Raw genomic sequence first — 22778 nt, 5'->3', positions numbered from 1 at the left:
TTGCACGGTCATTTTCGTATTATGGTATACCATAAAACTTTCTTGACCAGCATGAGCGTGCAACATGGCCTTCAACAGCATCGAAGAACTCCTCGAGGACTATCGCCAGGGCCGGATGGTCTTGCTTGTGGACGACGAGGACCGGGAAAACGAAGGCGACCTGCTGATCGCCGCCGAGCGCTGCGACGCCCAGGCCATCAACTTCATGGCCCGCGAGGCGCGTGGCCTGATCTGCCTGACGCTGACCGACGAACACTGCCAGCGCCTGGGCCTGGAACAGATGGTGCCAAGCAACGCCAGCGTGTTCGGCACCGCCTTCACCGTGTCGATCGAGGCCGCCAGCGGCGTGACCACCGGTATTTCCGCCGCCGACCGGGCGCGCACCGTCGCTGCGGCCATGGCCGCCGATGCCCGCCCCGAAGACCTGGTACAACCAGGCCACATCTTCCCCCTGCGCGCCCGCGAAGGCGGCGTGCTGACCCGCGCCGGGCACACCGAGGCCGGTTGCGACCTGGCCCGCCTGGCAGGCTTCAGCCCGGCTTCGGTGATCGTCGAGGTGCTCAATGACGACGGCAGCATGGCCCGCCGGCCGGACCTGGAAGTGTTCGCTGCCCGCCACGGCATCAAGATCGGCACCATCGCCGACCTGATCCACTACCGGCTGAGTACCGAGCAGACCATCAAGCGCATCGGGGAACGTGCATTGCCCACGGTGCACGGCACGTTCCGCCTGGTGACCTACGAAGACCGCATCGAAGGCGGCGTGCACATGGCCATGGTCATGGGCGAGATCCACCGCGAGCAACCCACCCTGGTGCGCGTGCATGTGATCGACCCGCTGCGCGATCTGGTCGGCGCCGAGTATGCAGGCCCAGCCAACTGGACGCTGTGGGCGGCGCTGCAGAAAGTCGCCGAAGAAGGTGCCGGGGTGGTGGTGATCCTGGCCAACCATGAATCCTCCCAAGCCTTGCTCGAACGCGTGCCGCAATTGACTCAGCCAGTACGGCCCTACCAGCGCGGCCAGTCGAAGGTCTACTCGGAGGTCGGCACCGGCGCGCAGATTCTCCAGGACCTGGGCGTGGGCAAGCTGCGTCACTTGGGGCCGCCACTCAAGTACGCGGGGCTGGCCGGGTACGAGCTGGAGGTGGTGCAGAGCATTCCGTTCGAGGGCAATTGATTTCACGTGGCTGCAAGCACTGCCTGTCAGCTGGCTCCCACAGGGACCTCGCAATTCCTGAGACCCGCGCCGTATCTGTGGGAGCCGGCTTGCCGGCGATGGGCCGCAAAACGGTCCTGTCGCCACGCGGAGTGATGGCCGGTCAGCGCCGACCTCTTGCGAAAAGTTTGGAATACCATAATATGACATTCCGTAGACCTTGAATTCTGCCGGCCGCACCTACACTGACATGACGGCCATGCTCCACCCGTTTGACGCTGCTCCCCGAACATGATTGGCGGGCGACAGAAGCCCGCCTCGAATAACAAAAGCAACGAGGGCGTAACCATGCTGTTGAGCAAACGAGTAACCGCAGTGCTGTCCGCCAGCCTGCTGACCCTGGCCTGCCAGGCCACCCAGGCGGCCGACAGCCTGAACTTCGTCAGCTGGGGTGGGACCACCCAGGATGCGCAGAAGGCCGCATGGGCCGAACCCTTCAGCAAGGCGTCCGGCATCAAGGTGGTGCAGGACGGTCCCACCGACTACGGCAAGCTCAAGGCCATGGTCGAGAGCGGCAACGTGCAGTGGGACGTGGTCGATGTCGAAGCCGACTTCGCCCTGCGCGCCGCCAGCGAAGGCCTGCTCGAACCCCTCGATTTCAAACAGATCCAGCGCGACAAGATCGACCCGCGCTTCGTCTCCGACCATGGCGTCGGCTCGTTCTTCTTCTCCTTCGTGCTCGGCTACAACGAGGGCAAGCTCGGCGCCAACAAGCCGGTGGACTGGTCCGCCCTGTTCGACACCAAGACCTACCCCGGCAAGCGCGCCTTGTACAAGTGGCCCAGCCCCGGCGTGCTCGAACTGGCCCTGCTGGCCGACGGCGTGGCGCCCGACAAGCTGTACCCGCTGGACCTGGACCGCGCCTTCAAGAAGCTCGACACCATCAAGAAAGACATCGTCTGGTGGGGCGGCGGCGCCCAGTCGCAGCAACTGCTGGCCTCGGGTGAAGCCTCGCTCGGGCAGTTCTGGAACGGCCGCGTGTATGCCTTGCAGCAGGACGGCGCGCCGGTCGGCGTGAGCTGGAAGCAGAACCTGGTCATGGCCGATTTCCTGGTCATCCCCAAAGGCGCGAAGAACAAGGACGCAGCCATGAAGTTCCTGGCCAACGCCAGCAGCGCCGAAGGCCAGGCCGAGTTCGCCAACAAGACCGCCTATGCCCCGGTCAACGTCGACAGCGTGGCCAAGCTCGACAAAGACCTTGCGCCGAACCTGCCGACCGCCTACGCCCAGGACCAGGTGACCCTGGACTTCGCCTACTGGGCGAAGAACGGCCAGGCCATCGCCGCCCGCTGGAATGAGTGGCTGGTCAAATGAAAGTCGCCATCAATGCCCTGCACAACGCGCAAGGTGCCCCCAGCGGCACCGGCGCTCCCGGGGCGGCCGAGCGTCGCCCGCCCATCAGCCAACGCTGGCGCGGCAGCCGCAACCTGCTGCCGGCGCTGCTGTTCCTCGGCCTGTTCTTCTTCGCCCCGCTGGTCGGCCTGCTGCTGCGCGGGGTGCTGGAGCCCGAGCCGGGCCTTGGCAACTATGCGCAGCTGTTCGCCAACTCGGCCTATGCCCGGGTGCTGTTCAACACCTTCTCGGTGGCCGGCCTGGTCACCCTGATCAGCGTGCTGCTGGGCTTCCCGCTGGCCTGGGCAATCACCCTGGTGCCCAAGGGCTGGGGTCGCTGGCTGCTGAACATCGTGCTGCTGTCGATGTGGACCAGCCTGCTGGCGCGCACCTACTCGTGGCTGGTGTTGCTGCAGAGCTCGGGGGTGATCAACAAGGCGTTGATGGCCATGGGCATCATCGACGCCCCGCTGGAGATGGTGCACAACCTCACCGGCGTGGTGATCGGCATGAGCTACATCATGATCCCGTTCATCGTCCTGCCGTTGCAGGCGACCATGCACGCCATCGACCCGATGGTGCTGCAGGCCGGTTCCATATGCGGCGCCAGCCCCTGGACCAACTTCTGGAAGGTGTTCCTGCCGCTGTGCCGCTCGGGGCTGTTCTCCGGCGCGCTGATGGTGTTCGTCATGTCGCTCGGTTACTACGTCACCCCGGCCCTGCTCGGCGGCGCGCAGAACATGATGCTGCCCGAGTTCATCATCCAGCAGGTGCAGTCGTTCCTCAACTGGGGCCTGGCCAGCGCCGCCGCCGCGCTGCTGGTGGTGATCACCCTGGTGCTCTTCTACCTGTACCTGAAGCTGCAGCCGGAGTCTCCGGTCGGCAACGCGAGGTAAACCGCCATGCTGCTTTCCCCCAATGCCATGGGTCGCCCGCTGCGCACCGGGCTGTACCTGACCACCGGGCTGATCGCCGCCTTCCTGCTGCTGCCGGTGGTGTTCATCATCCTGCTGTCGTTCGGCTCGTCACAGTGGCTGGTGTTCCCGCCGCCGGGCTGGACCTTCAAGTGGTACGCGCAGTTCTTCGCCAACCCCGAGTGGATGGACGCGGCGCTGGCCAGCCTCAAGGTGGCGCTGCTCACCACCTTCGCCGCCGTGGCGCTCGGCCTGCCCACCGCCTTTGCCCTGGTGCGCGGTCGGTTCCCGGGCCGCGAGCTGCTGTACGGGCTTTTCACCATGCCGATGATCGTGCCCCTGGTGATCATCGCCGTGGCGGTGTACGCGCTGTTCCTCAAGCTGGGCTACACCGGCACCTTGTTCGCCTTCGTGGTGAGCCATGTGATCGTCGCCCTGCCCTTCACCATCATCTCGATCATCAACTCGCTCAAGCTGTTCGACCAGTCCATCGAGGACGCCGCGGTGATCTGCGGCGCCTCGCGCCTGCAGGCGATCTTCAAGGTGACCTTCCCGGCAATTCGCCCGGGGATGATCGCCGGCGGCCTGTTCGCCTTCCTGGTGTCGTGGGACGAGGTGGTGCTGAGCGTGATGATGGCCAGCCCCGACTTGCAGACCCTGCCGGTGAAGATGTGGACCACCCTGCGCCAGGACCTGAGCCCGGTGATCGCGGTGGCCTCGACGCTGCTGATTGGCCTGTCCCTGCTTGTGATGTTCATTGCCGCCGCCCTGCGCCGGCGCGCCGAAAACGCCTGACTGCCCGGAGACAATGACAATGAGTGCAGTGATCAAAGACGATACCCGCAACCAGACCCTGGTCAGCCTGCGCGGCCTGAACAAGCACTACGGCGACTTCACTGCCGTAGACAACCTGGACCTGGAGATCCAGGACGGCGAGTTCCTCACCTTCCTCGGCTCCAGCGGCTCGGGCAAGTCCACTACCCTGTCGATGCTGGCCGGCTTCGAAACGCCCAGCAGCGGCGAGATCCTGGTCGACGGCCAGTCGCTGGTCAGCGTGCCGCCGCACAAGCGCGACATCGGCATGGTGTTCCAGCGCTACTCGCTGTTCCCGCACCTGAACGTGCGCGACAACATCGGCTTCCCCCTGGCCATCCGCAAGCTCGGCGCCGACGAGACCCGCAAGCGCGTGGAGGCGATGCTCAAGCTGGTACGCCTGGAACCCTTCGCCCACCGCAAGCCCTCGCAGATGTCCGGCGGCCAGCAGCAGCGCGTGGCGATCGCCCGCGCGCTGGTGTACGAGCCGCGCATCCTGCTGATGGACGAACCGCTCGGCGCACTGGACAAGAAGCTGCGCGAAGACCTGCAGGACGAACTGCGCCAGCTGCACCGGCGCCTGGGCATCACCATCGTCTACGTGACCCACGACCAGGAGGAGGCGATGCGCCTGTCCCAGCGCATCGCCATCTTCAGCCATGGCCGCATCGTCGGCCTGGGCACCGGCTACGACCTCTACCAGAACCCGCCGAATGCCTTCGTCGCCTCGTTTCTGGGCAACTCCAACTTCCTGCGTTTCACTGCCAGCGGCAACGGCGCCGGGCACTTCGAGGGCCAGCCGGTAACGGTGCGCCTGACCCCGGGCCTGGCCAACGACCAGGAAGCGCTGATCATGGTGCGCCCGGAGAAAGCCCTGGCGCTGACCGTTGAACAGGCGGCGCGTGAACCCTTGCCGGCAGGCTGGAACGAAGTCACCGCCACGGTCGCAGAGCTGCTGTTCCTCGGCGAAAGCCAGACCTGCCATGTGGTCACCCAGGGCGGCACGGCGCTGACGGTCAAGGCGCTGTCCGCCGCGGGCATGCCCATGCAGCCGGGCGACCAGGTCAGGGTGCGCTGGGCCGTGGCGGATGCATGCATCTACACCGACTGGGCCGAGAGCGACCTGAGCAAGGGCGCCGGGGCGCATTGAGCCAACCAGGGGCCGTGGCGCGGCCCCTCACAGCAACAGGTTGCCCCGCTCCTCCTCGGTCAATTGCGCCTTGGCCCGCTCATCCAGCGCCCCCGCGCCCAGCACCTGGACCGGGCTCTGGCGGTTGTACTGCGGGTTGAGGCTCGCCCCGTCCTGCCCCGGCACCAGCCGCTCGCCACCGAAGCCCAGCACCTGCACGGTGATCACCGACGGCAGGCGCTGGCGCGACGCGGCCTGTTGCTGGCGGCCCGCCTCCTCGGCCGCCTGGCTCGCCGACGACGCCGCGGCGCTGGCCGAAGCGATCGCCCCGGTATTCACTGCGGCCACCACCGGCATGCCCTGGGCATCGCCCTGGACCTGGATGTTGGCAGCGTTGACCACCTGCAGCGCGGCGATGTTGACGTTGCCCGACACGCGGATCCCCGCCTCGCCGGCATCGATGGTGCCCAACGGTGCGATCAGGTCGATATCCCCCGGCGCCACCTCGGCAATCGGGTTGAGCGTGGCGATACCGGCACCGGTGCTCGGCACGCTCGGCGCCAGGCCGACGTTGCCCCAAAGGTCGTAGGTGCGCTTGGGCGGCGTGTACACCACGGTGGTCTTCGAGCCGCGACCGGCGTTGATGTCGCCCTGGGCCGACCAGCCGAGGATCGAGCCGCCGAAGGTGGTCATGATCCGGCTCTGGCCGAGCAGGATACTGCCCTGCGAGTACAGCTGGATATCGCCGCTGCCCTGGGTGATCACCCCGGCGGTGGACGGCGGCGCTTCGCCCTCGATGCCGAACACCTGCTGGCCACCCGGGGTCAGCACCTGGATGCCACCGCCGAAATCGGTGTGGATACCCGCGCCGCCATAGAAGGTGGCGCTGCCGTCGTAGCGGATCGAATTGCCAGCCACGTCCTTGTCGGGGAACAACGCGGCGATCGCCTGGCGACCGCGCAGGTAGCTGCCGGTACGCGGGCCGTTGAAGTCGTTGTACTCGCGCCCGCCTTCACGCAGCTCGCTGAAGTAGACCTGCCGGGCAAAGATGCGCTGCTGCTCGGCGGGCAAGGCGGCGAAATAGGCACGGCTTGCGGCGTTGTCGCCGATGAAGCCGAAGCGTTCGCGCAGCCAGGCCTGCAGCTCCTGGTCGTAGACCTTGAACGGCTGGTCCGTCGGGGTCTGCTCCGTGCCCAGGTAACGCCCGAGCAGGCGGGTATAGTTCGGCCCGGTCTTGCCGGCGCCGACAACGATGGCGATGGCCGCGCCGTCGTTACCGCCACCGCTGCCATCGACCCGACCGACACTGTTGATCGCCGCCTCCTGATAAGCCGAGCCCACGCCCTGGCCGGACTGGAACAGGTTGCGCCCGGCGACCACTTCCAGCAGGCCAGGGCCGGCGACATTGAAGGTGCTCAGGCGAATGTCGCGCCCGGCACTGATCAGCGAGACATCCAGAGCATCGCCATGGATGACCAGGTTGCCCGAGGAATAGACGTTGCCTTGGTCCCCCGCCACCATGCCTGGCGCGCCGAAGCGCTCGACACCCAGCGCCTTGCCGGCGTTGACGATGTCGCGCCCCGCCATCACCCGCACCGGCCCCGCGCCCTGGTACAGCTTGAGCCCGGTCTGCTGGTACTCGATGATCTCGCCGCTGTTCAAGCCGACGATATCCCCGGCCAGGGCATAGAAGCGCGCCGGTGTCTGCGGCCGCGACCCGGCCTTGTAGGTGTTCAGGCCGTAGGTGAACAGTGGCGACGCATCCAGGCTCGCGGCGATATCCGCGCTCAGGTTGCTGGCCCGGTACACGTACGAGAAGTCCTGGCCAAGCATTGCCGGCCGTTGCGGCGTGGCGATGGCCGAGGTGTCGGTGCCCGCCTGGCTGATCACATAGCCGCCGGCATAGATCGACTCACCAGCGATCAACTGCAGGTCGCTGCGCGCCGAGGGCGCGGTCATCAGCGAATAGGCGGAGGTGGCGATGCCGCGCTCGCTGGCCGAACCGCCGTAGTACAGGCTGCCGTTGGCCGCCGTCACCCGCAGCGCCGTCGGGTAGAACAGACGGCCACCGTAGAGCGGCAGGTTGCGGCCCGGACGCAGCTCATCGAAGCTCACCGGCGTGACATTGCCGCCCAGGGCGAGCATGTCCACGGCGGTGGTTTCGCGCCACAACGAGAACCAGCTGTTGCCCTGCCCGGTGTAGCGCACACCGTTGTCGCCGAGGAAGCCGGTCATGTTGAACTGCGGCACCCGGCCCGGGTCACCGACACCCTGCACCACCAGGTCGCCGCGGCTGTCCAGGCGCACCGCGGCATCACCGGGCATGAGCGTCAGGCCACCCAGTGCCGCGGCCTTGGTCGAGGTATACGGGTCGTAGGCGCGCGACTCGCTGCTGTCATTAAAGGCAAAGCTGCTGCCATACACCTGCCTGACCACCCCGACGCTGCCCGCCTGGACATTCAGGGCACCGCGAAGGTTGACCAGCGTGCCGCCCAGGTCGGGGGTGACCCGCGCCATCTCCAGGGCCGCGGACGCCGGGTTGATGCCACCGGCCACCCGCAGGTTCAGGTCGCCGCCGCCGGTCTGCACCAGGCGACCATCCTCGGCGATCCGGCCGCTGCCGCCGACCACCAGGTTCAGGCCCTGGCTGCGCTCGGCCTCGACGCCCGCGGTGTTGCTGGCCTGCAACAGGCCGGCCGAGCCACCCACGCCGACGTCCAGGTTGCCACCACCCAGGGTGCCGATGCCGGTGAAGCCCACCAGCCAAGGTTCGGCCACCGAGGCCTGGGGCTGCTGGGCGAAGGTACCGAAGTTGACCCACCACGCCGCCGGGGTATCGGCGCTGGTCTGGCCCTGGCGCCACAGCCAGTTACCCAACGCGGCCGATGCTACTTGCGGCCTGGAGAGGGCGCCGCCGGTCTTGCTCGCCACCAGGTTGCCGGTAAGATCGCCCCCGGCCGTGATCCGCAGGTTGCCGCCCTGCTCCGGATACCAGGCGCGGTACAGGCTTTCGGTCAACGCCTCATAGGGCGCGCCGGCGCTGCCGAGCAAGCTGCCATCGGCCAGCCGGCCACGGGCCAGCTGATGCGGATCGACGCCGTCGCGCCACAGCGGCGGCGCCTGGGTGCCGGCGGTGTAGACGCCGAACAGCGAGTCCATGCGCCAGTCACCGGCGCTGAGCAGGTCAAGGTCGCCGGTACCCGTGCGCAACACGCTGAACATCAGGGTCTGCGGCGTGACCTCGATGCGCTCGGGCTCGGTCGGCGCGTCGATCTCCACGCACCAGCCGGGGATGGAGCACAGCTCCATGTCGGCGTCGGCCACCGGGGTGCCGGGCTCCATGCCATAGGTGTTGTCCGGCCCCCAGACCCAGATTTTCTTGCCCCCCAGCGCCTGGTCCACGCACCAGCCGGCAATGTCGCACAACACCAGGTCCTCGGGCGCCACCGGCGTGCCCGGTTCCATGCCGTAGGTGTTGTCGGGGCCCCACACCTTGATGCTCTTCACCGCCGGCTCGCACCAACCGGCGATGTCGCACAGCGCCAGGTCCTCGGGGGCGACCGGGGTACCGGGTTCCATGCCGTAGGTGTTGTCCGGTCCCCAGACCATGCCGGTGCCGCCAGCCCCGCCCCCGCTGCGCTTCTGCTGCGCGATGTAGTGCAGGTCGGCCAGGCGCAGCACGCCGGCATCGATGTCGGGACGCGTGATGCGGCTGTCGGCGGCGTCCAGGTCGGCGCCGGCCACCAGGCGCATCGACCACGACTGCGAGCCTGCCGGCAACATCTGCGCCAGCGCCCAGTTACGCCCCTGCTGGCCATTGCTTGCGGGGCGCAGCTCGATCAGGTCGACCCCTGCGGCGAGCTTGACATCGGTGCCCGCCGGCAGCCGCGAGCCCACGGCCAGGGTGAGCGCGCTGCCTTGGGTCAGGCCGCCACTGGGCAGGGCAATGCCCTTGCTCCAGATACCGCCCTGCACAGCCACGCTGACTGGCAGGCGGCTGCCGGCGTCCAGGCGCGTGCCCGAACCCAGGGAGACCGCCTCGCGCAGCAGCGTGCCGGCGGCGTACAACAAGTTGCCGCCAGCGTCACGTACCGCGGCCTCGAGTACCGTGCCCGCGGGCAGGGTCAGCGGCGCCGACAGGCTCATGGCGCTGGGCAGGCGCAGGTTGGCCGGCAAGGTGGTGGCGGCGAACGGCAGGTCGAAGTTGAGCAGGCTGCCTTCGGGGAACTGCGTGCCCTCGGCAAGCTCCACGCCGCTGCGCGGGATCACCAGGTCGCTGTCGAACGGCTGCTTGCCGGGCAGCAGCAACCAGCCCTTGCCGTCCATGCGCGCTTCGTCGCTGGCCAGGTCCAGCGGCATGAAGCCGTCACTGATGCTGCCATACACCTCCAGGTTGCCGCCGGCGCGCAGCACCAGGTTGCCTACCTCGCCCGAACCGTAAACGCCAGTCTTCGGCGTCAGCGGGTTGAGGCTGGCGTAGCGGTGGCCGGACAGGTCCAGGTCACCCTGCACCACCAGGTCGGTGCCGGCATCGACCGTGGCGATCTCCACACCCGGGCGCAGGTGCAGGGCCTGGGCGTAGCGGGCATTGTTCAGCCCGGCCAGGCGCACGTCGAGCAGCTCGCGGTTGCGCAGCAGGTTGTCGATGAACAGCACACTCAGGTCGTGCTTGCGGGTCAAGTAGTCCTGGTCGATGACCTGGATCGGTCGGCCACTGGCCGAGGTGCCGCCCGGCGCCGCGTCGATGTAGCGCTGGTTGCCGATCACGGCGATGGAGCGCGCGCCGAGAATGTCCACCGGACCACGCACGTCGATGGCGATGTCGCCCGCCGTATCGCCGCCCAGGCGTGGGGCGATCAGCTCCAGCGTGCCGCGCTGGCGGCCATCGCCCTGCCCGGAGGCGATGCCGTGGCGCAGGTCGATGCGTGCGCCGCTGGCCAGGGTCAACTGGCCCTGGCCGCTGTTGAGCTCGACCACGGCACGGTTCGGCGCATCGATAATTGCGCCGTAGCTGTCGACCCGCAGCACACTGCCATGGGCGTCAAGCAAGGCTCCGGCGCCCAGGGTCAGGCCTCGATTGGCGGCCAGGCGGATGCTGCCGACCTGCTCGCCGCTGGCATCGACATGGCCGTTGACCGTGAGCTGCCCGTTGTCCAGCGACACGTTGATCTGCTGGGCCTTGAGCTCATCGCCGATCATCAGGTCGCCGTGCTTGATCTGGAAGCTGCGCGCACCGAACACCTGGTCGCGGTTCAGGCGCTGGTTGAGGCCGGCAAAGTCGTCCAGCTGCCGGGCGCGGATATCGACCACCCCGCCCGCGTACGGGACCTGCGTGCCGGCAGCGTCGTAACGGCCACTGGCCGCGCCAAGGATCTGGCCGAGCAGCTCGATGCGCCCGCCCTGCTCGCCCAGGGCGATGGCCGTCAGGCGCCCGGCGCGGTTGCCGCGGGCACTGAGATCGATCAACGCGCCAGCGGCCTGGTGAATATTGCCGAACTGGCTGCCCAGCACCAGCTCGCCGCCCCAGCTGTGCTGGGTCACGTCATTGAGGGTCAAGGTACGCCCGGCCAGGTCCAGCCGCGCGGCGTCGCCCAGGCGCAGGTCGTCCAGCGCCTGCAGGGTCAGGCGGCCGCTGGGCAGGCTGAAGGTGCCATCGACCAGCAGTTGCCGCGCCTTCAGGCTCAGCTCGGCGCCCAGGGCCTGACGACCGCTGGCAAGCAAGCCACCGCCGCCCTGCACGCGCAGGGTGCCACCGGCCTCGATACGATTGAGCGAGCCGGCGCTGCCGGTCCACAGCGGTGTGTCCACCAGCAGGTCACCACCGCTATAGGCGAAGCTGCCGTTGGCCTGGTAGTCGCCACGGCGGTGGTGGACCAGCAGGCTGCCCTTGTGGTTGGCGCTCACCTGATGGCTGGCGTGCAGTTCCACGCGGCTGAAGCCCAGGGTCTGGCGCGCCATGTCGGCGCTGCCATCGGGCTGGCTGTTGGTGCCGTAACCGAACTCCAGGTCCTTGACACGGATTGCCAGCAGGCCATCGCCACTGCCGGCCCCGCCCGCGATCGGCGCGCCCGCGGCGTTGCGCGTGCCGCTCCAGATCAGCCGTTCGGTGCGAATGGTCGCCCGGTCGCCGGCCTGGCCATGGCCATAAATGGCCGGCACGCCGAGCACCAGCGCCTGCAGGCGGTTCTTGCCGGTGACCGGGTCGTAGGTGTCGAGCGCCGTGGTGCCGAAGAAGTTCAGCGAGTCGGACGCCGCCAGGGTCAGGGTCTCCAGTGCCGGCACAGCCTCGGCCGGGCTGCCCTGCAGCAGGCGGTCGAGCACCTGCTGGTTGAGGGTCAGGCCCTGGCCCAGCACGCCGTCCGCCAGGGCGCGAGCCAGCGCGTCGGCACTGCCGACGTTGATCCGCCCGACCGCCAGGCCCAGGTGCCGGGTCCCGAAGGCCACCCCGTCATCGAGGCTGAAGGTCTTGTCGGTGGCGGCGAACAACGAGCCGTCCGAATACAGCCGGGTGGTGCCCTGGCAACCGCCGGCGCTGCAACCGCCAATCAGGATGGAGCCCGGCGACCAGCTGCTGGTGAACTGCGACGACACCACATCCAGCCGCCCATTGGACACCGCCAGCAAGGCACGGCCGTTGCTGTTGATGAAGTAGCCGTCATTGGCATCGAACGGCACCGCGCCTCGGCCAAGGGTGACGATCCCGGCCCCCTGCTCGACGACGATGCCGCCACGCGGGTCGTTGTTGGTCAGGAACACTTCACCGGCCTGCAGCACCGCCCCCGAACGCAACCAGATATCACTGGTGCCTTCGAGGAAGGTCATCTGGTTGCCGCCCTGGCCGTAGAGCACATTGGCGCGGCCGCCCAAGGTCAGCCGGGGTGCCTGCAGGGCATTGAGCTCGCGGGCCGACAACACCGCGATGTTCTCGCCACTGGCCTGGCCGGCGCCACCATCGGCCACCACTTCGAGACCACGGGCGCCGAACACCGCCGCGCTGCCGGCATGACCGCCTTCGGCGGCGGCGAAGTTCACCCGACCAGCGACGCGCAAGGTACTGGCGGCCTCGGTATTGCCCTGCACCCGCAGGTTCAGCCACTTGCCATCGGCCTCGATCGCCGCGCGCGGCACGCCTTTGGCCACGGCATCGGCACGGGCGAACGCGGCGTAGGAGGTTTCGTTGTACTGCGAATAGCGCCGCAGTACGTCGCCCGAGGTCAGGATCACCTGGCTCGACAGCGGCTGGCGGATACCGGTGTTGGCCACCGACAGGCTGCCCGTGGTAGTCCAGGAGCCGTTGCGCATCGCCAGGCTGGCAGCGCTGCCCCCGGCCATGGCCAGGCCATTGAGCTCGACCCTGAACGCCCCCGGCAGCAGCGCAAAGCTGGCCGGCAGCAAGGTGTAGGTGCCCGCCGCCAGGCCTGGAACGCTGCCATCCAGGGTGATCTGCTGGCCGATCCCCGGCGCCGTCACGCCGGCCTCGCCGGTCACCGGCGCATAAGGGCCGGTGAAGCTCGGCACAATGGCGTAGACCGGGTTGCTGCCCAGCGTGGGCAGGACCAGGCGGCCCTCGCCATCGAGTTGCATCAGCGGGTGGTAGCGGGCGTCGGTGGAGCCGCCACGCCCGGAGACGAAGCCGGCGCCGGTCAACGTGCCGCCTCCGGACAGGTCGATCAGCGCGTCCAGGTGGATGTCGATGGACTTGCCGTTGAGCGATACCCCATACAGGCTGTCACCCGCCGCGCCCAGCAGCTTCACCGCCTGGCCTGCGAATAGGTAGCTCAGGCCATCCACCGTCCCGCCGTAGGGCATGACCAGCCCTGCCGCGCTGACCGAGGTGATGCTGCCCGGCAGCAGGGTGACGGACTTGGTGCCCCCCGTTTCCTGCCCCAGCGACAACCCGCCCAGGGGCGCGCGCAGCACACCGCCCTGCTCGACCCTGCCGGCGACCAGCGCCAGCCGGCCGAACACCGAGAACGGCTGGTCGGGTGTGCCTTGCCCGGCCCTGCCGATGCGCAAGGTGGCGTCGCTGCCCGTCTCGATCTGGCCGAAGGCGCCGGTGGTCGGGTAGATCTGCGCAGCGAGCAGTTCCAGGTCGGCATTGCTGCGCAGCAAGGTCCTGTCGGTGCCTTCGCCGACCTTGGCCAGTACCCGCAGGTCGCCCTGGCTGCGCAGGCTGCCAAGGGCAAAACCACGGCGGTCGAAGTCCAATACACCACCGGCGGCCAGCGCCAGGCTGCCATGGGCGCCGAGGGTCACGGCGTCACGCAGGTCCAGCAGGTGGGCATCGACCTGCAACAGCGCCGCGCTGCCTTGCGTCGACAGCCCACCCTTGAGGGTCGGCCGGGTCGCCTGGTCGGCGCTGCGATGGTTACTGCCGGCAAGCCGCACATAGGGCGCCTGCAGGTGGACGCGGGCGTCGCCGGCGCTCCCTTGGGCCAGCACCAGCGAGCCGGTGTACAGCTGCAGGCCGCGGGCCATGCGCAGGTCGAGGTCGCCGTCGAACGCCACCACGCCGTCGCTGAGCAGCGAGAGGCTGTCGAAGCCCCCTGCGTTGATCCTGGCGACGTCGAGCCGTCCCTGGCCATAGCGCAGCGGGCCGTCCTCGACGTTGGCCGCGCCCTGGGCAAGGACCAGCTCGCGGGGAGCCTTGACTCCGTCGACCAGGCTACCGTTGAGGTAGAGACCACTATCCAGCGCCACCTCCAGGCTGCCGCCTGCGGCGCCAAGGCCACCGGAAGCAGCGCTGAAGCTGCCGTTCAGGCGCAGCCCGTGGCTCGACGCCAGGCTGATGCGCCCGCCGTTGCTGGCCATGGCCAGCGGCCCCTGGCCACGGATATCCAGCGTGGCCTGGGCACCATCGGCGCGCAGGCGAGCGCCCTCGGCCATGTCCAGGAACAGGTAGGCGCCGTTGCTGGTACCTTGGTCATGGTCGATCTGCCCGCCGATGACGATGCTGCCGCCAGCGTCGACCCGCCCATAACGGCGACCTTGCGCATCCAGGGCGCTGAACGCCCGCCCGGACACATCGATCAGGGCTTGGTCACCCAGGCGGATCGAGCGTTGGTGCGCCCCTTCCGTCACCCCGGAGTCCATGGTCGGCAACCATTGCTGCAGCAGGCTGACACTGCCGCCCCAGGCATTGAGGGTACCGTTCAGGCTCAACTGCGCGGTGCTGGTCAGGCTGATGGACTGCAAGGGGTCGACGCTGATCGTCGCGCCGCGCCCGACCTCAAGCACCGCCGCTTCACGGCTCGCCTGGTCGAAGCGGCTATCACCCGCCGCCAAGGCCAGGCTCGCGCCGGCGCGCGGCTCCAGCTTGCCGGCCACCGCGTTCTGCGCCAACGGCGGCGCCAACACGATCAGCGCCGGATCGCCGAGCGGCCGGCTGGCGTCGAGCTGCTCCACCGGCCGGGTGACGTCGATACGGCTGCCGGCGGCCACACTCAGGCCATGGTTGCCGGTGATGGCGTAATGCGCGAAACCACGGTTGAAGAAGTCCTCGGCCAGGTGCACGCCGGTCTCGCCCTGCGCGCTCCCCCCCACGCTCACCCGCTCGGCGGCCACGGTCAGGGTGCCCGCACCGCTGCTGCCGTAACCGCGCAGCTCACCGTCGAGGCGCATCCGCCCGGTCCCGGCGCTGTTCAACGCGCTGCTGTGCAAGGTCAGGCTGCCGCCACTGCCACCGAGCAGGCGGTTGGCTTCGCCGCGTACCACGCCGCCGGACACGTCCATCACGCTGCCGCTGTCCAGCAGCACATCGCCGCTGCTGCGCAGGCTCAGGCTGCCACCGTTGCGCCAGGCGCGCTCGCCTGAGTCCGTGCCCTCGCTGCGCAGACCGCTGACATCCAGGCGCACCCCGGCGCCCACGCCGACCTGCGCGCGCAGCCCTGCCGGGGTGGCCAGCGCCTGGTCCTGCAGGCTGGCGAGAACACGCTGGCGGAGCACATCGCCCAAGGCCATCTGCCCGCCCCTGGCGGTCAGGTCGGCATTGACCTGGACTTGCGGGGCATAGAGGGTCAGGCTGCCGCCATCGGCCAGACGCACGGCATCATCGACCTCGATGCGCCGCTGGGCGGCAACACTCAAACCACCTAGCTCCAATCCGTTGAGCCAGTCGCTGTCGATTGCCAGCTGGCCACGGCGCCGCTCAGCCAACGGTGCCTGCAGGCCGACGTCGGCGCTCTGCCCCCCGGCGCCCTGGCGTATCAGCACCTGCTGCATGACCGGGGTCAGGCTGAAGCCGAGCTCCTTGGCGTCGCTGAGGTAGCCGGGCAGCTGTTGGCCGATCACCAGTTGCGCGCCCTGGGCCCGGGCAGTGTGTACCTGGCGATAGCCGTCACGCCCGCGTACCGGCGCCTGCACCTGGCGCTCATCCTGCCAGGTCTGGCCGATCAGTTGGCCATCGAGCAGCGCGCTCTGGGTCGCCACCACCAGGCTGCCGGCGTCGCGGCCCACGGTATAACCCTGCTCGTAACGCTGACCGGGGGCAATCAGCGGGTTGTAGAAGGTGCGGGTCTGGTCCCAGCGCGCGCTGTGCGCCTCGTAGCCGTTGTAGAGGCCGGTGTAGAGCAGGTCGCCCGGGGCCCTCGACAGTTCGTAAAGGCGGCCGTCCTCACCGCGCAGCCAGCTCTGGCGGATGTAGCCGTCCTGCACCGCCAGGGTGCCGCCGGACAGGTTGATCTCGGCACCGGCGCGAGTCACCAGGTCCTGGCCGGTAAAGGTCACCGTACCGCCCTGGGCCATCCACTCGCCGACGCTGTGGTTGCGCGTGCCCAGGTAACCGCCCACCTCGAGCAGGCCACCGGCGGTGTACCAGCGCTCGCTGGCATAGCCGTTGATGCCTTTCTCGACATGCACCAGCTCACGCACGTCCACCCACACATCGCGGTTGATCAGGCCGCCCTTGTCACGGTTGCCGGCCGCATCGCGCTGTTCGTTGCCCTGCACATTGATCTTGATGACATTGCTTTCCATCGCCACCTTGACCCCGAGGGCCCCGGCCACGTCGATGCGCGCGCCATCGTCCACCAGGCTGCGCAGCCCGGCACTGACGGCCACCTGGCCGCCGGTGGCCAGGGTCAGGGCGCCCTCCTGGAAATGCACGGTGCCGCCGCTGACCACCTCCACCCGCGACTGCTCGGGGCGGTCGATGACCTTGCTCAGGTTGTCGAAGCGGCCCGTGGCATTGTTGCCGCTGACCCCATCCACACCCTGCCGCGAGGCCTCGCGCTGGCTGTCCAGGGCCTGGCTGTCGTCGAGCAGCACGGCGGTGACGCTGCCCTTGCCGAAACTGACCGAGCCGCTGGTGTCGCTGGCCGGGTTGAGCAGGTGGATGCTGCCGCGCCTGTCAACCGCAGTGCTGGCAAGGGCCACGCCATCCTGGCGCACGGCATGGCCAGTCAGGGTGATATCACCGCCTGCCGCCTGGATCAGTCCGTTGTTGACCACGCTGCCGCTGCTGCTGCCGGGCTTCAGGCTGCTGGCGACCTCGTTGCCACGGGTGGTGGAGAAGGCGTTGGCCTGGGTGCCCCTGCCCCGGCGGATGTAGAAGTCGTCACCGGCGGCAAGCGTTGCCTGGCCCTGGGGTGTGATGATCTGGCCTTCGTTGTTCACCTCGCTGCCCAACAGCAGCACATAGCCGCCGCCCTCGGTGGAGGTGGCTGGGGCGCGGGTCTGCAGTTGCGCGCCACGTTGCACCACGACCTTGCCGCCGGCCTGGGTGAAGGTGGCCTGGCTGCCGTTGCTGTCGACATACAGCCCGCGTTCGCGGAACTGCTCGTCGCTGACCTGCGCCGCCGCCGCCACCAGGTTGCGCACGTTGACCTGGCTGCTGCCGTCGAATACCACGCCATTGCGGTTGACCAGCATCACCGTGCCCTGGGCCTCGATCTGGCCGTGGATCTGGCTCGGCCGGGCATTCGGGTCGTTGACCCGGTTGAGCACCGCCCACTGCGCCTGCTGGTCGAACTTGACCGTGGTGTCGCGGCCGACGTTGAAGGTCTCCCAGTTGAGAATCGCCTTGTCGGCGGTCTGTTCGATCAGCACCTGGGTCTTGCCGCCCACCTGGCTCTGCTGCGGCGCCTTGGCGTTCTGCCAACCCTTGGTCAACGGGTTCTCGTCGACCTTCAGACCGCCCTCGCCCAGGCCGTTGGGCACGGTCTGCGGCTGCACCTGCGCCAAGGTGCGGCCGGCGGCCTGAGCCGCCTGCTGCGCGGCGATGGCGGCCACGGTGTTGTCGAGGTTGCCCAGGGAGCGCTGGAACCGTTGCTGCAGGCGCTGCTGCTGGGCCAGCGGTGGCGGCGCGCCGGGCACCTGCACTTGGCCACCTGCAGCGCCACCACCGGCTGCGGGCGCCGCGCCCTTGGCCGCGAACCAGGCCGAGCTGAACGGCTGCGCGGCCTGGGCCGTGCCTGACAGCAACAGCAGCGCGATGGCCTGGGCCAGGGGCTTGAGCAGCATCGGCGCGTGGCCTGCAGGCTGGCGACGCCGGTGGGCGACGGTGGCTGGTAGGTCTGGCTGGTGCTGGCCGCGCGACATTGCAGGGTTCCTTGTGCAGGGTCATGGAAGGCAGGTCGGTGCGGCGGTGATGCCGCTTTGCCATAAGGCAGTCGGCCTGGCCGCAGACCGAAGCTTTGTCATGCAAAGTTCATCTGCCTGGGGTACGCGCACACGCGAAAACCGACGGTGCCGTGCCGGCCACCGTCGGTTGTCAGCCCGTTGCGGGCCTGGCGCTTCGCGTGACGCTTACAGACGGCCGATACCGTTGCAGACCGAAGCGTTGGCGATGTTGGTGCCTTCGTTGTAGCCGTTGTCCAGGAACACCTTCTTGATCTCGGCGGCGTAGGCGGCCGGCAGGCTGACGAAGGAGTGCTGGGCGATGGTGGCGGCCTTGGCACCGGTATACAGATCGGTCAGGAAGCTGCGGATGGCGGTGGCATCGGCGGCGGTCTGGTAGCACTGGCCGACCAGCAGGTTGGTGTAGCCGACGATCGGGTAGCCCGAAGTCGGTACCACGCCACCGGCGTTGAAGATCGGCACCCACTTGCTTGGGTCGGCGCGGTCGGCGGCGGTGCTCGGGGCGACAGCGGTACCCAGGGCGGTGCGGGCGTTGGCGGCGGTTGGCAGCGGCGCGGTGCCGGCGGCCATGGCGTTCTTGCTGACGCGGGCGACCACGGCGTTGTTGCTGGTGGCGACATAGTCAGGGCTGACGTAGCCGATGGTGCCATCGGTGGCGTTGACCGCGTTGACCACGTCGGCGCTGCCGGCGACGGCTTGCCAGGTGGCCGGTTCGCTGCCCACGTTGGCGGTGGTGAAGGTGCTGCTGACCACGAAGGACGATGGGCAGGAGTCAGCCAGGAAGCGCGACAGCAGCTCGGTGGTGCCGCTGCTGCCGGAACGGTAGATGACCTTGATCGGCGTGGTATCGGCGGTGCCCAGCACTTGGCCCCAGGTGGTGGTGGTGCCGGAGAACACGCCGCACAGTTGAGCGCCGGTCAGTTGCAGGTTGGTCACGCCCGACTTCTTGTAGGGGATGGCAACGGAGGTGCCCACCGATGGGATCTGCACCAGCTTGCCCCAGGTGGCGGCCTTGCTGCTGTTGTAGGTCGACAGTTCCGAAGCGCTCAGCACCGAGTCGCTGCCGGCGAAGTCGACGTTGGTGCCGGCTGGCTGGTTGATCGAGGCCGCTGCGTTGGTCAGGAACGCCGTCTTGCCGCCACCGCTGCCGACACCGGTGTAGCTGAAGTCGGCCGGCAGCAGGCGCGGCAGGCTCGAGGTGCCGTTGTAGAGGTTTTCCGGCAGGGTGGCGCCGCCACCGACAACAGCAGCCATGGATTGGGCCGAAGCCAGGGTAGCAGCCACCAGGGAGGCGGCGATCACAGTACGCTTAAACATGAAGCAATCTCCTATCGTCGTGTTCATACGTTGAGTGGGTCGCGCATTGCCGTGGCCACAGGCCGTATACCCTGATCCAGAGGGGCTGAGGCCTGTCCACGGGGCCAACATTCGCAGCTTGTGGTGACAGGCAAAGGAAAAAACATCGGGAGTTCGGCGGGGAAAGACTCGGGTGTCTGAGGGCGCTTTTCGGGCTTGTGGCGGGCTGGCCATGAGCCGGCACAGGCGGTACGGGAGGGGACGGTCCGGAGGATGGCGGATCAGGCACTCGGGAGTTTGGCCAAGGGGAGAAAAAACAGTGTGGCAGTGCCGGCCACTTCACAGTGGCCGGTTGGTCATGACCGGGTCTTCAGGGCGCGGCCACCTCGCTGGGCGATGCCAGTTGCAGGAGTTCGCTGGTATAGCTCCACTCTTCCTGGACCTTGTCCGGATGCTCGTTCAGGCGGATGCCGTAGGACGGAATGATCTGCTTGATCTTCGCCTGCCACTCAGGCGTGGCCACCTTGTCCTTGAACACCTTGTTCAGCAGATCGAGCATGATCGGCGGCGCGGTCGAGGCGCCCGGCGAGGCGCCGAGCAACCCGGCGATGCTGCCGTCCTTGGCGGTGACCACCTCGGTGCCCAGCTTCAGCACCCCGCCCAGGTTGTCGTCTTTCTTGATGATCTGCACCCGCTGCCCGGCCTGCCACAGGCGCCAGTCTTCCTTCTTCGCTTCGGGGAAGTAGGTCTGCAAGGCGGCGAAGCGGTCATCATCGGACTGCATCAACTGGCCGATCAGGTATTGCACCAGGTCGAACTCGCGCACCCCCACCCGCACCATCGGCCAGGTGTTGTGCAGCGACATGCTGGCGAACAGGTCAAGCAGCGAACCTTCCTTGAGGAACTTGGTGGAGAAGGTGGCGAACGGCCCGAACAGGATCATGCGCTTGCCGTCGAGCACCCGGGTGTCCAGGTGCGGCACCGACATGGGCGGCGCGCCGGTGGCGGCGATGCCGTAGGCCTTGGCCATGTGGCGCTGGGCGATGGCTGGGTTGTCGGTGACCAGGAACGAGCCGCCCACCGGGAAGCCGGCGTAGTCCTTGGCCTCGTCGATGCCCGACTTCTGCAGCAGGTGCAACGCGGCGCCGCCGGCACCGATGAACAGGAACTTGGCGTCGGTGGTCGCGGTGCCACCGTCCTTGAGGTTCTTGTACTCGACGTGCCAGCTGCCGTCGTCGTTGCGACTGATGTCCTGCACCTCGCTGGACAGCTTGAGGTCGAAGTTCGGCCGGGTCTGCAGGTAGCCCACGTACTGGCGGGTGATCTCGCCGAAATTGACATCGGTGCCGATCGGCGTCCAGGTGACGGCGAGCTTCTGGTTGGGGTCGCGCCCTTGCATCATCAGCGGCACCCACTTGGCGATCTGCGCGTGGTCCTCGGAATACTGCATCGGCTTGAACAGCGGGCTGGCCTGCAACGCCTCGTAGCGCTTCTTGAGGAAGCGGATGTTGTCGTCGCCCCAGACGAAACTCATGTGCGGGGTGGTATTGATGAACGAACGCGGGTTCTTCAGCACCCCCTGCTTGACCTGCCAGGCGAGGAACTGACGGGTGACCTGGAACGACTCATTGATCTCCACCGCCTTGCTGATGTCGATCTTGCCGTCCTTCTCCGGCGTGTAGTTGAGCTCGGCCAGCGCCGAGTGGCCAGTGCCGGCGTTGTTCCAGCCGTTGGAGCTCTCCTCCGCCACCTTGTCCAGGCGCTCGACCATCTGCATCGACCAACCCGGCTCCAGCTCGTTGAGCCACACCGCCAGGGTGGAACTCATGATGCCGCCGCCCACCAGCAGCACATCGACGCGCTTGCTGTCGGCGGCCTGGGCATGCAGCCCCAGGGCCAGGGTGAGGGCCGCCAAGGCCCATCTGGGCGTTTTCTGGATGTTCATGTGCTCTCCCGTATTGGTCATTCCGTGCGCCTGGAGGACAAGCTTAGCCGAGTGTTTTGCTCGGGCATGGTCGCTGTGTTTTCTGGCCCCTTGCCCCGCGACAAGGCCAGCAGCGCGAGTTCGATAATCGCCCGTTTTCAACGCTCCGGGATTTGACGAAACTAACCAGATAGTACAAATATCGATCTACTCAAAAACAACAAAGCGATACCCGCCATGACACCCCGAATCCTCGTGCTCAACGGCCCCAACCTCAACCTGCTGGGCACCCGCGAACCCGCCCAGTACGGCCATGAAACCCTCGCCGACCTGGCCAGCCTGTGCGCCGGCAGCGCTCGCGAGCTGGGCCTGGAACTGGAGTTCCGCCAGACCAACCACGAAGGCGAGCTGCTCGACTGGGTTCACGCCGCCCGTGGCCGCTGCCACGGCATCGTGATCAACCCCGCCGCCTGGACCCACACCTCGGTGGCCATCCGCGATGCCCTGGTGGCCTGCGAGCTGCCGGTGATCGAGGTTCACCTGTCCAACGTGCACAAGCGCGAGCCGTTCCGCCACCTGTCGTTCGTTTCCAGCATCGCCGTGGGGGTGATCTGCGGCCTTGGCAGCCAGGGCTACCGCATGGCCCTGGGCTATTTCAGCGAACAGCTGCGCGAGCACGCGGCATGAGCGCCCAAGGTATCCTTGCCGGCCTCATCGGCCGTGGCATCCAGGCTTCGCGCACACCGGCGCTGCACGAACACGAAGGCGATGCCCAGGCGCTGCGCTACCTGTACCGGCTGATCGACGCCGACCAACTGGGCCTGGACGACAGCGCCCTGCCGGCGTTGCTCGACGCGGCCCAGCGCACCGGATTCAGCGGGCTCAACATCACCTACCCGTTCAAGCAGGCGATCCTGCCGTTGCTCGACGAACTGTCGGACGAGGCCCGTGGTATCGGCGCGGTGAACACCGTGGTGCTGCGCGATGGCAGGCGGGTCGGCCACAACACCGACTGCCTGGGCTTCGCCGAAGGTCTGCGCCGGGGCCTGCCCGGCGTGGCCAGACGCCGCGTGGTGCAGTTGGGCGCGGGAGGCGCAGGCGCGGCGGTGGCTCATGCGCTGTTGGCCGAAGGCGTCGAACAATTGCACGTGTTCGAGGTGGACCCGGCCCGCGCCCAGGCACTGGTGGACAATCTCACGCAGCGCTTCGGCGCTGGCCGTGCCATGCTCGGTAGCGATCTGGGCGAGACCCTGGCCAGCGCCGATGGTCTGGTCAACACCACGCCGGTGGGCATGGCCAAGCTGCCGGGCACTCCCTTGCCGCCGGCGTTGCTGCACGCACGGCTATGGGTGGCGGAGATCATCTATTTCCCGCTGGAGACCGAGTTGTTGCGCCAGGCCCGGGCCCTGGGCTGCCGCACCCTCGATGGCGGCACCATGGCGGTGTTCCAGGCGGTCAAGGCGTTCGAGCTGTTCAGTGGACGCCCGGCGGATGCCGCGCGAATGCAGGCGCATTTCGCCAGGTTCTAGTCGCCAGGGAGCTCATCGCGGAGCATGCCCGCTCCCATGGAAGAGCGAG

At 68.0% G+C, this 22778-nt stretch carries 10 protein-coding genes; 7 read left to right on the top strand and 3 right to left on the bottom strand.

Features of this window, described 5'->3' with window-relative positions; translation table 11 throughout:
* Positions 1–64: 64 nt before the first annotated feature.
* The 5 genes from ribBA (at position 65) to LU688_RS11840 (ending at position 5425) form a co-directional block, all read left to right on the top strand.
* Positions 65–1177: a bifunctional 3,4-dihydroxy-2-butanone-4-phosphate synthase/GTP cyclohydrolase II gene (ribBA, locus tag LU688_RS11860; RefSeq protein ID WP_094011078.1), complete on the top strand. Its 1113-nt coding sequence runs from the start codon at positions 65–67 to the stop codon at positions 1175–1177.
* Positions 1178–1504: 327 nt separating this feature from the next.
* Positions 1505–2530, top strand: coding sequence for an ABC transporter substrate-binding protein (locus LU688_RS11855; protein ID WP_094011077.1), 1026 nt, complete (start codon positions 1505–1507; stop codon positions 2528–2530).
* A complete protein-coding gene (locus LU688_RS11850) occupies positions 2527–3444 on the top strand; it encodes an ABC transporter permease (RefSeq protein WP_038705891.1) in 918 nt (305 codons plus the stop codon). The genes LU688_RS11855 and LU688_RS11850 overlap by 4 nt, the downstream gene beginning before the upstream one ends.
* 6 nt (positions 3445–3450) lie before the next feature.
* Entirely contained in the window at positions 3451–4257 is an 807-nt protein-coding gene (locus LU688_RS11845; RefSeq protein WP_038705890.1) for an ABC transporter permease, read from the top strand.
* 19 nt (positions 4258–4276) lie between these two features.
* Complete coding sequence (locus tag LU688_RS11840) at positions 4277–5425, top strand: ABC transporter ATP-binding protein (protein WP_160290606.1); 1149 nt, start codon at positions 4277–4279, stop codon at positions 5423–5425.
* Between the two features lie 27 nt (positions 5426–5452).
* On the opposite strand, the gene LU688_RS11835 is transcribed toward LU688_RS11840, so the two are convergent.
* From LU688_RS11835 to mqo, 3 genes are all read right to left on the bottom strand, one after another.
* Positions 5453–17941, bottom strand: a complete 12489-nt coding sequence (locus tag LU688_RS11835; protein ID WP_160290605.1) for a putative filamentous hemagglutinin family protein — start codon at positions 17939–17941, stop codon at positions 5453–5455.
* 207 nt (positions 17942–18148) lie between these two features.
* Entirely contained in the window at positions 18149–19297 is a 1149-nt protein-coding gene (locus tag LU688_RS11830) for a substrate-binding domain-containing protein (protein WP_160290604.1), read from the bottom strand.
* Between the two features lie 349 nt (positions 19298–19646).
* Complete coding sequence (gene mqo / locus LU688_RS11825; protein ID WP_031316761.1) at positions 19647–21221, bottom strand: malate dehydrogenase (quinone); 1575 nt, start codon at positions 21219–21221, stop codon at positions 19647–19649.
* Between the two features lie 216 nt (positions 21222–21437).
* Between mqo and aroQ the strand changes: the two genes are divergently transcribed.
* Together aroQ and LU688_RS11815 are read left to right on the top strand one after the other, a co-directional pair.
* Positions 21438–21887, top strand: coding sequence for a type II 3-dehydroquinate dehydratase (aroQ, locus tag LU688_RS11820; protein ID WP_104444048.1), 450 nt, complete (start codon positions 21438–21440; stop codon positions 21885–21887).
* Complete coding sequence (locus LU688_RS11815; protein WP_104444049.1) at positions 21884–22729, top strand: shikimate dehydrogenase; 846 nt, start codon at positions 21884–21886, stop codon at positions 22727–22729. The genes aroQ and LU688_RS11815 overlap by 4 nt, the downstream gene beginning before the upstream one ends.
* Positions 22730–22778 lie beyond the last annotated feature (49 nt).

Source organism: Pseudomonas soli (assembly GCF_021283165.2).
In the GTDB taxonomy this organism is placed as follows: Bacteria; Pseudomonadota; Gammaproteobacteria; order Pseudomonadales; family Pseudomonadaceae; genus Aquipseudomonas; species Aquipseudomonas soli.
The sequence above is the reverse complement of the archived record's forward strand: the minus strand, read 5'-3'. Positions and strand labels throughout refer to the sequence as shown.

Excerpts from the sequence above, each read along its gene's own strand:
- ribBA (WP_094011078.1), top strand. The coding sequence starts at position 65 with ATGGCCTTCAACAGCATCGAAGAACTCCTCGAGGACTATCGCCAGGGC.
- LU688_RS11855 (WP_094011077.1), top strand. The coding sequence starts at position 1,505 with ATGCTGTTGAGCAAACGAGTAACCGCAGTGCTGTCCGCCAGCCTGCTG.
- LU688_RS11850 (WP_038705891.1), top strand. The coding sequence starts at position 2,527 with ATGAAAGTCGCCATCAATGCCCTGCACAACGCGCAAGGTGCCCCCAGC.
- LU688_RS11845 (WP_038705890.1), top strand. The coding sequence starts at position 3,451 with ATGCTGCTTTCCCCCAATGCCATGGGTCGCCCGCTGCGCACCGGGCTG.
- LU688_RS11840 (WP_160290606.1), top strand. The coding sequence starts at position 4,277 with ATGAGTGCAGTGATCAAAGACGATACCCGCAACCAGACCCTGGTCAGC.
- LU688_RS11835 (WP_160290605.1), bottom strand. The coding sequence starts at position 17,941 with ATGTCGCGCGGCCAGCACCAGCCAGACCTACCAGCCACCGTCGCCCAC.
- LU688_RS11830 (WP_160290604.1), bottom strand. The coding sequence starts at position 19,297 with ATGTTTAAGCGTACTGTGATCGCCGCCTCCCTGGTGGCTGCTACCCTG.
- mqo (WP_031316761.1), bottom strand. The coding sequence starts at position 21,221 with ATGAACATCCAGAAAACGCCCAGATGGGCCTTGGCGGCCCTCACCCTG.
- aroQ (WP_104444048.1), top strand. The coding sequence starts at position 21,438 with ATGACACCCCGAATCCTCGTGCTCAACGGCCCCAACCTCAACCTGCTG.
- LU688_RS11815 (WP_104444049.1), top strand. The coding sequence starts at position 21,884 with ATGAGCGCCCAAGGTATCCTTGCCGGCCTCATCGGCCGTGGCATCCAG.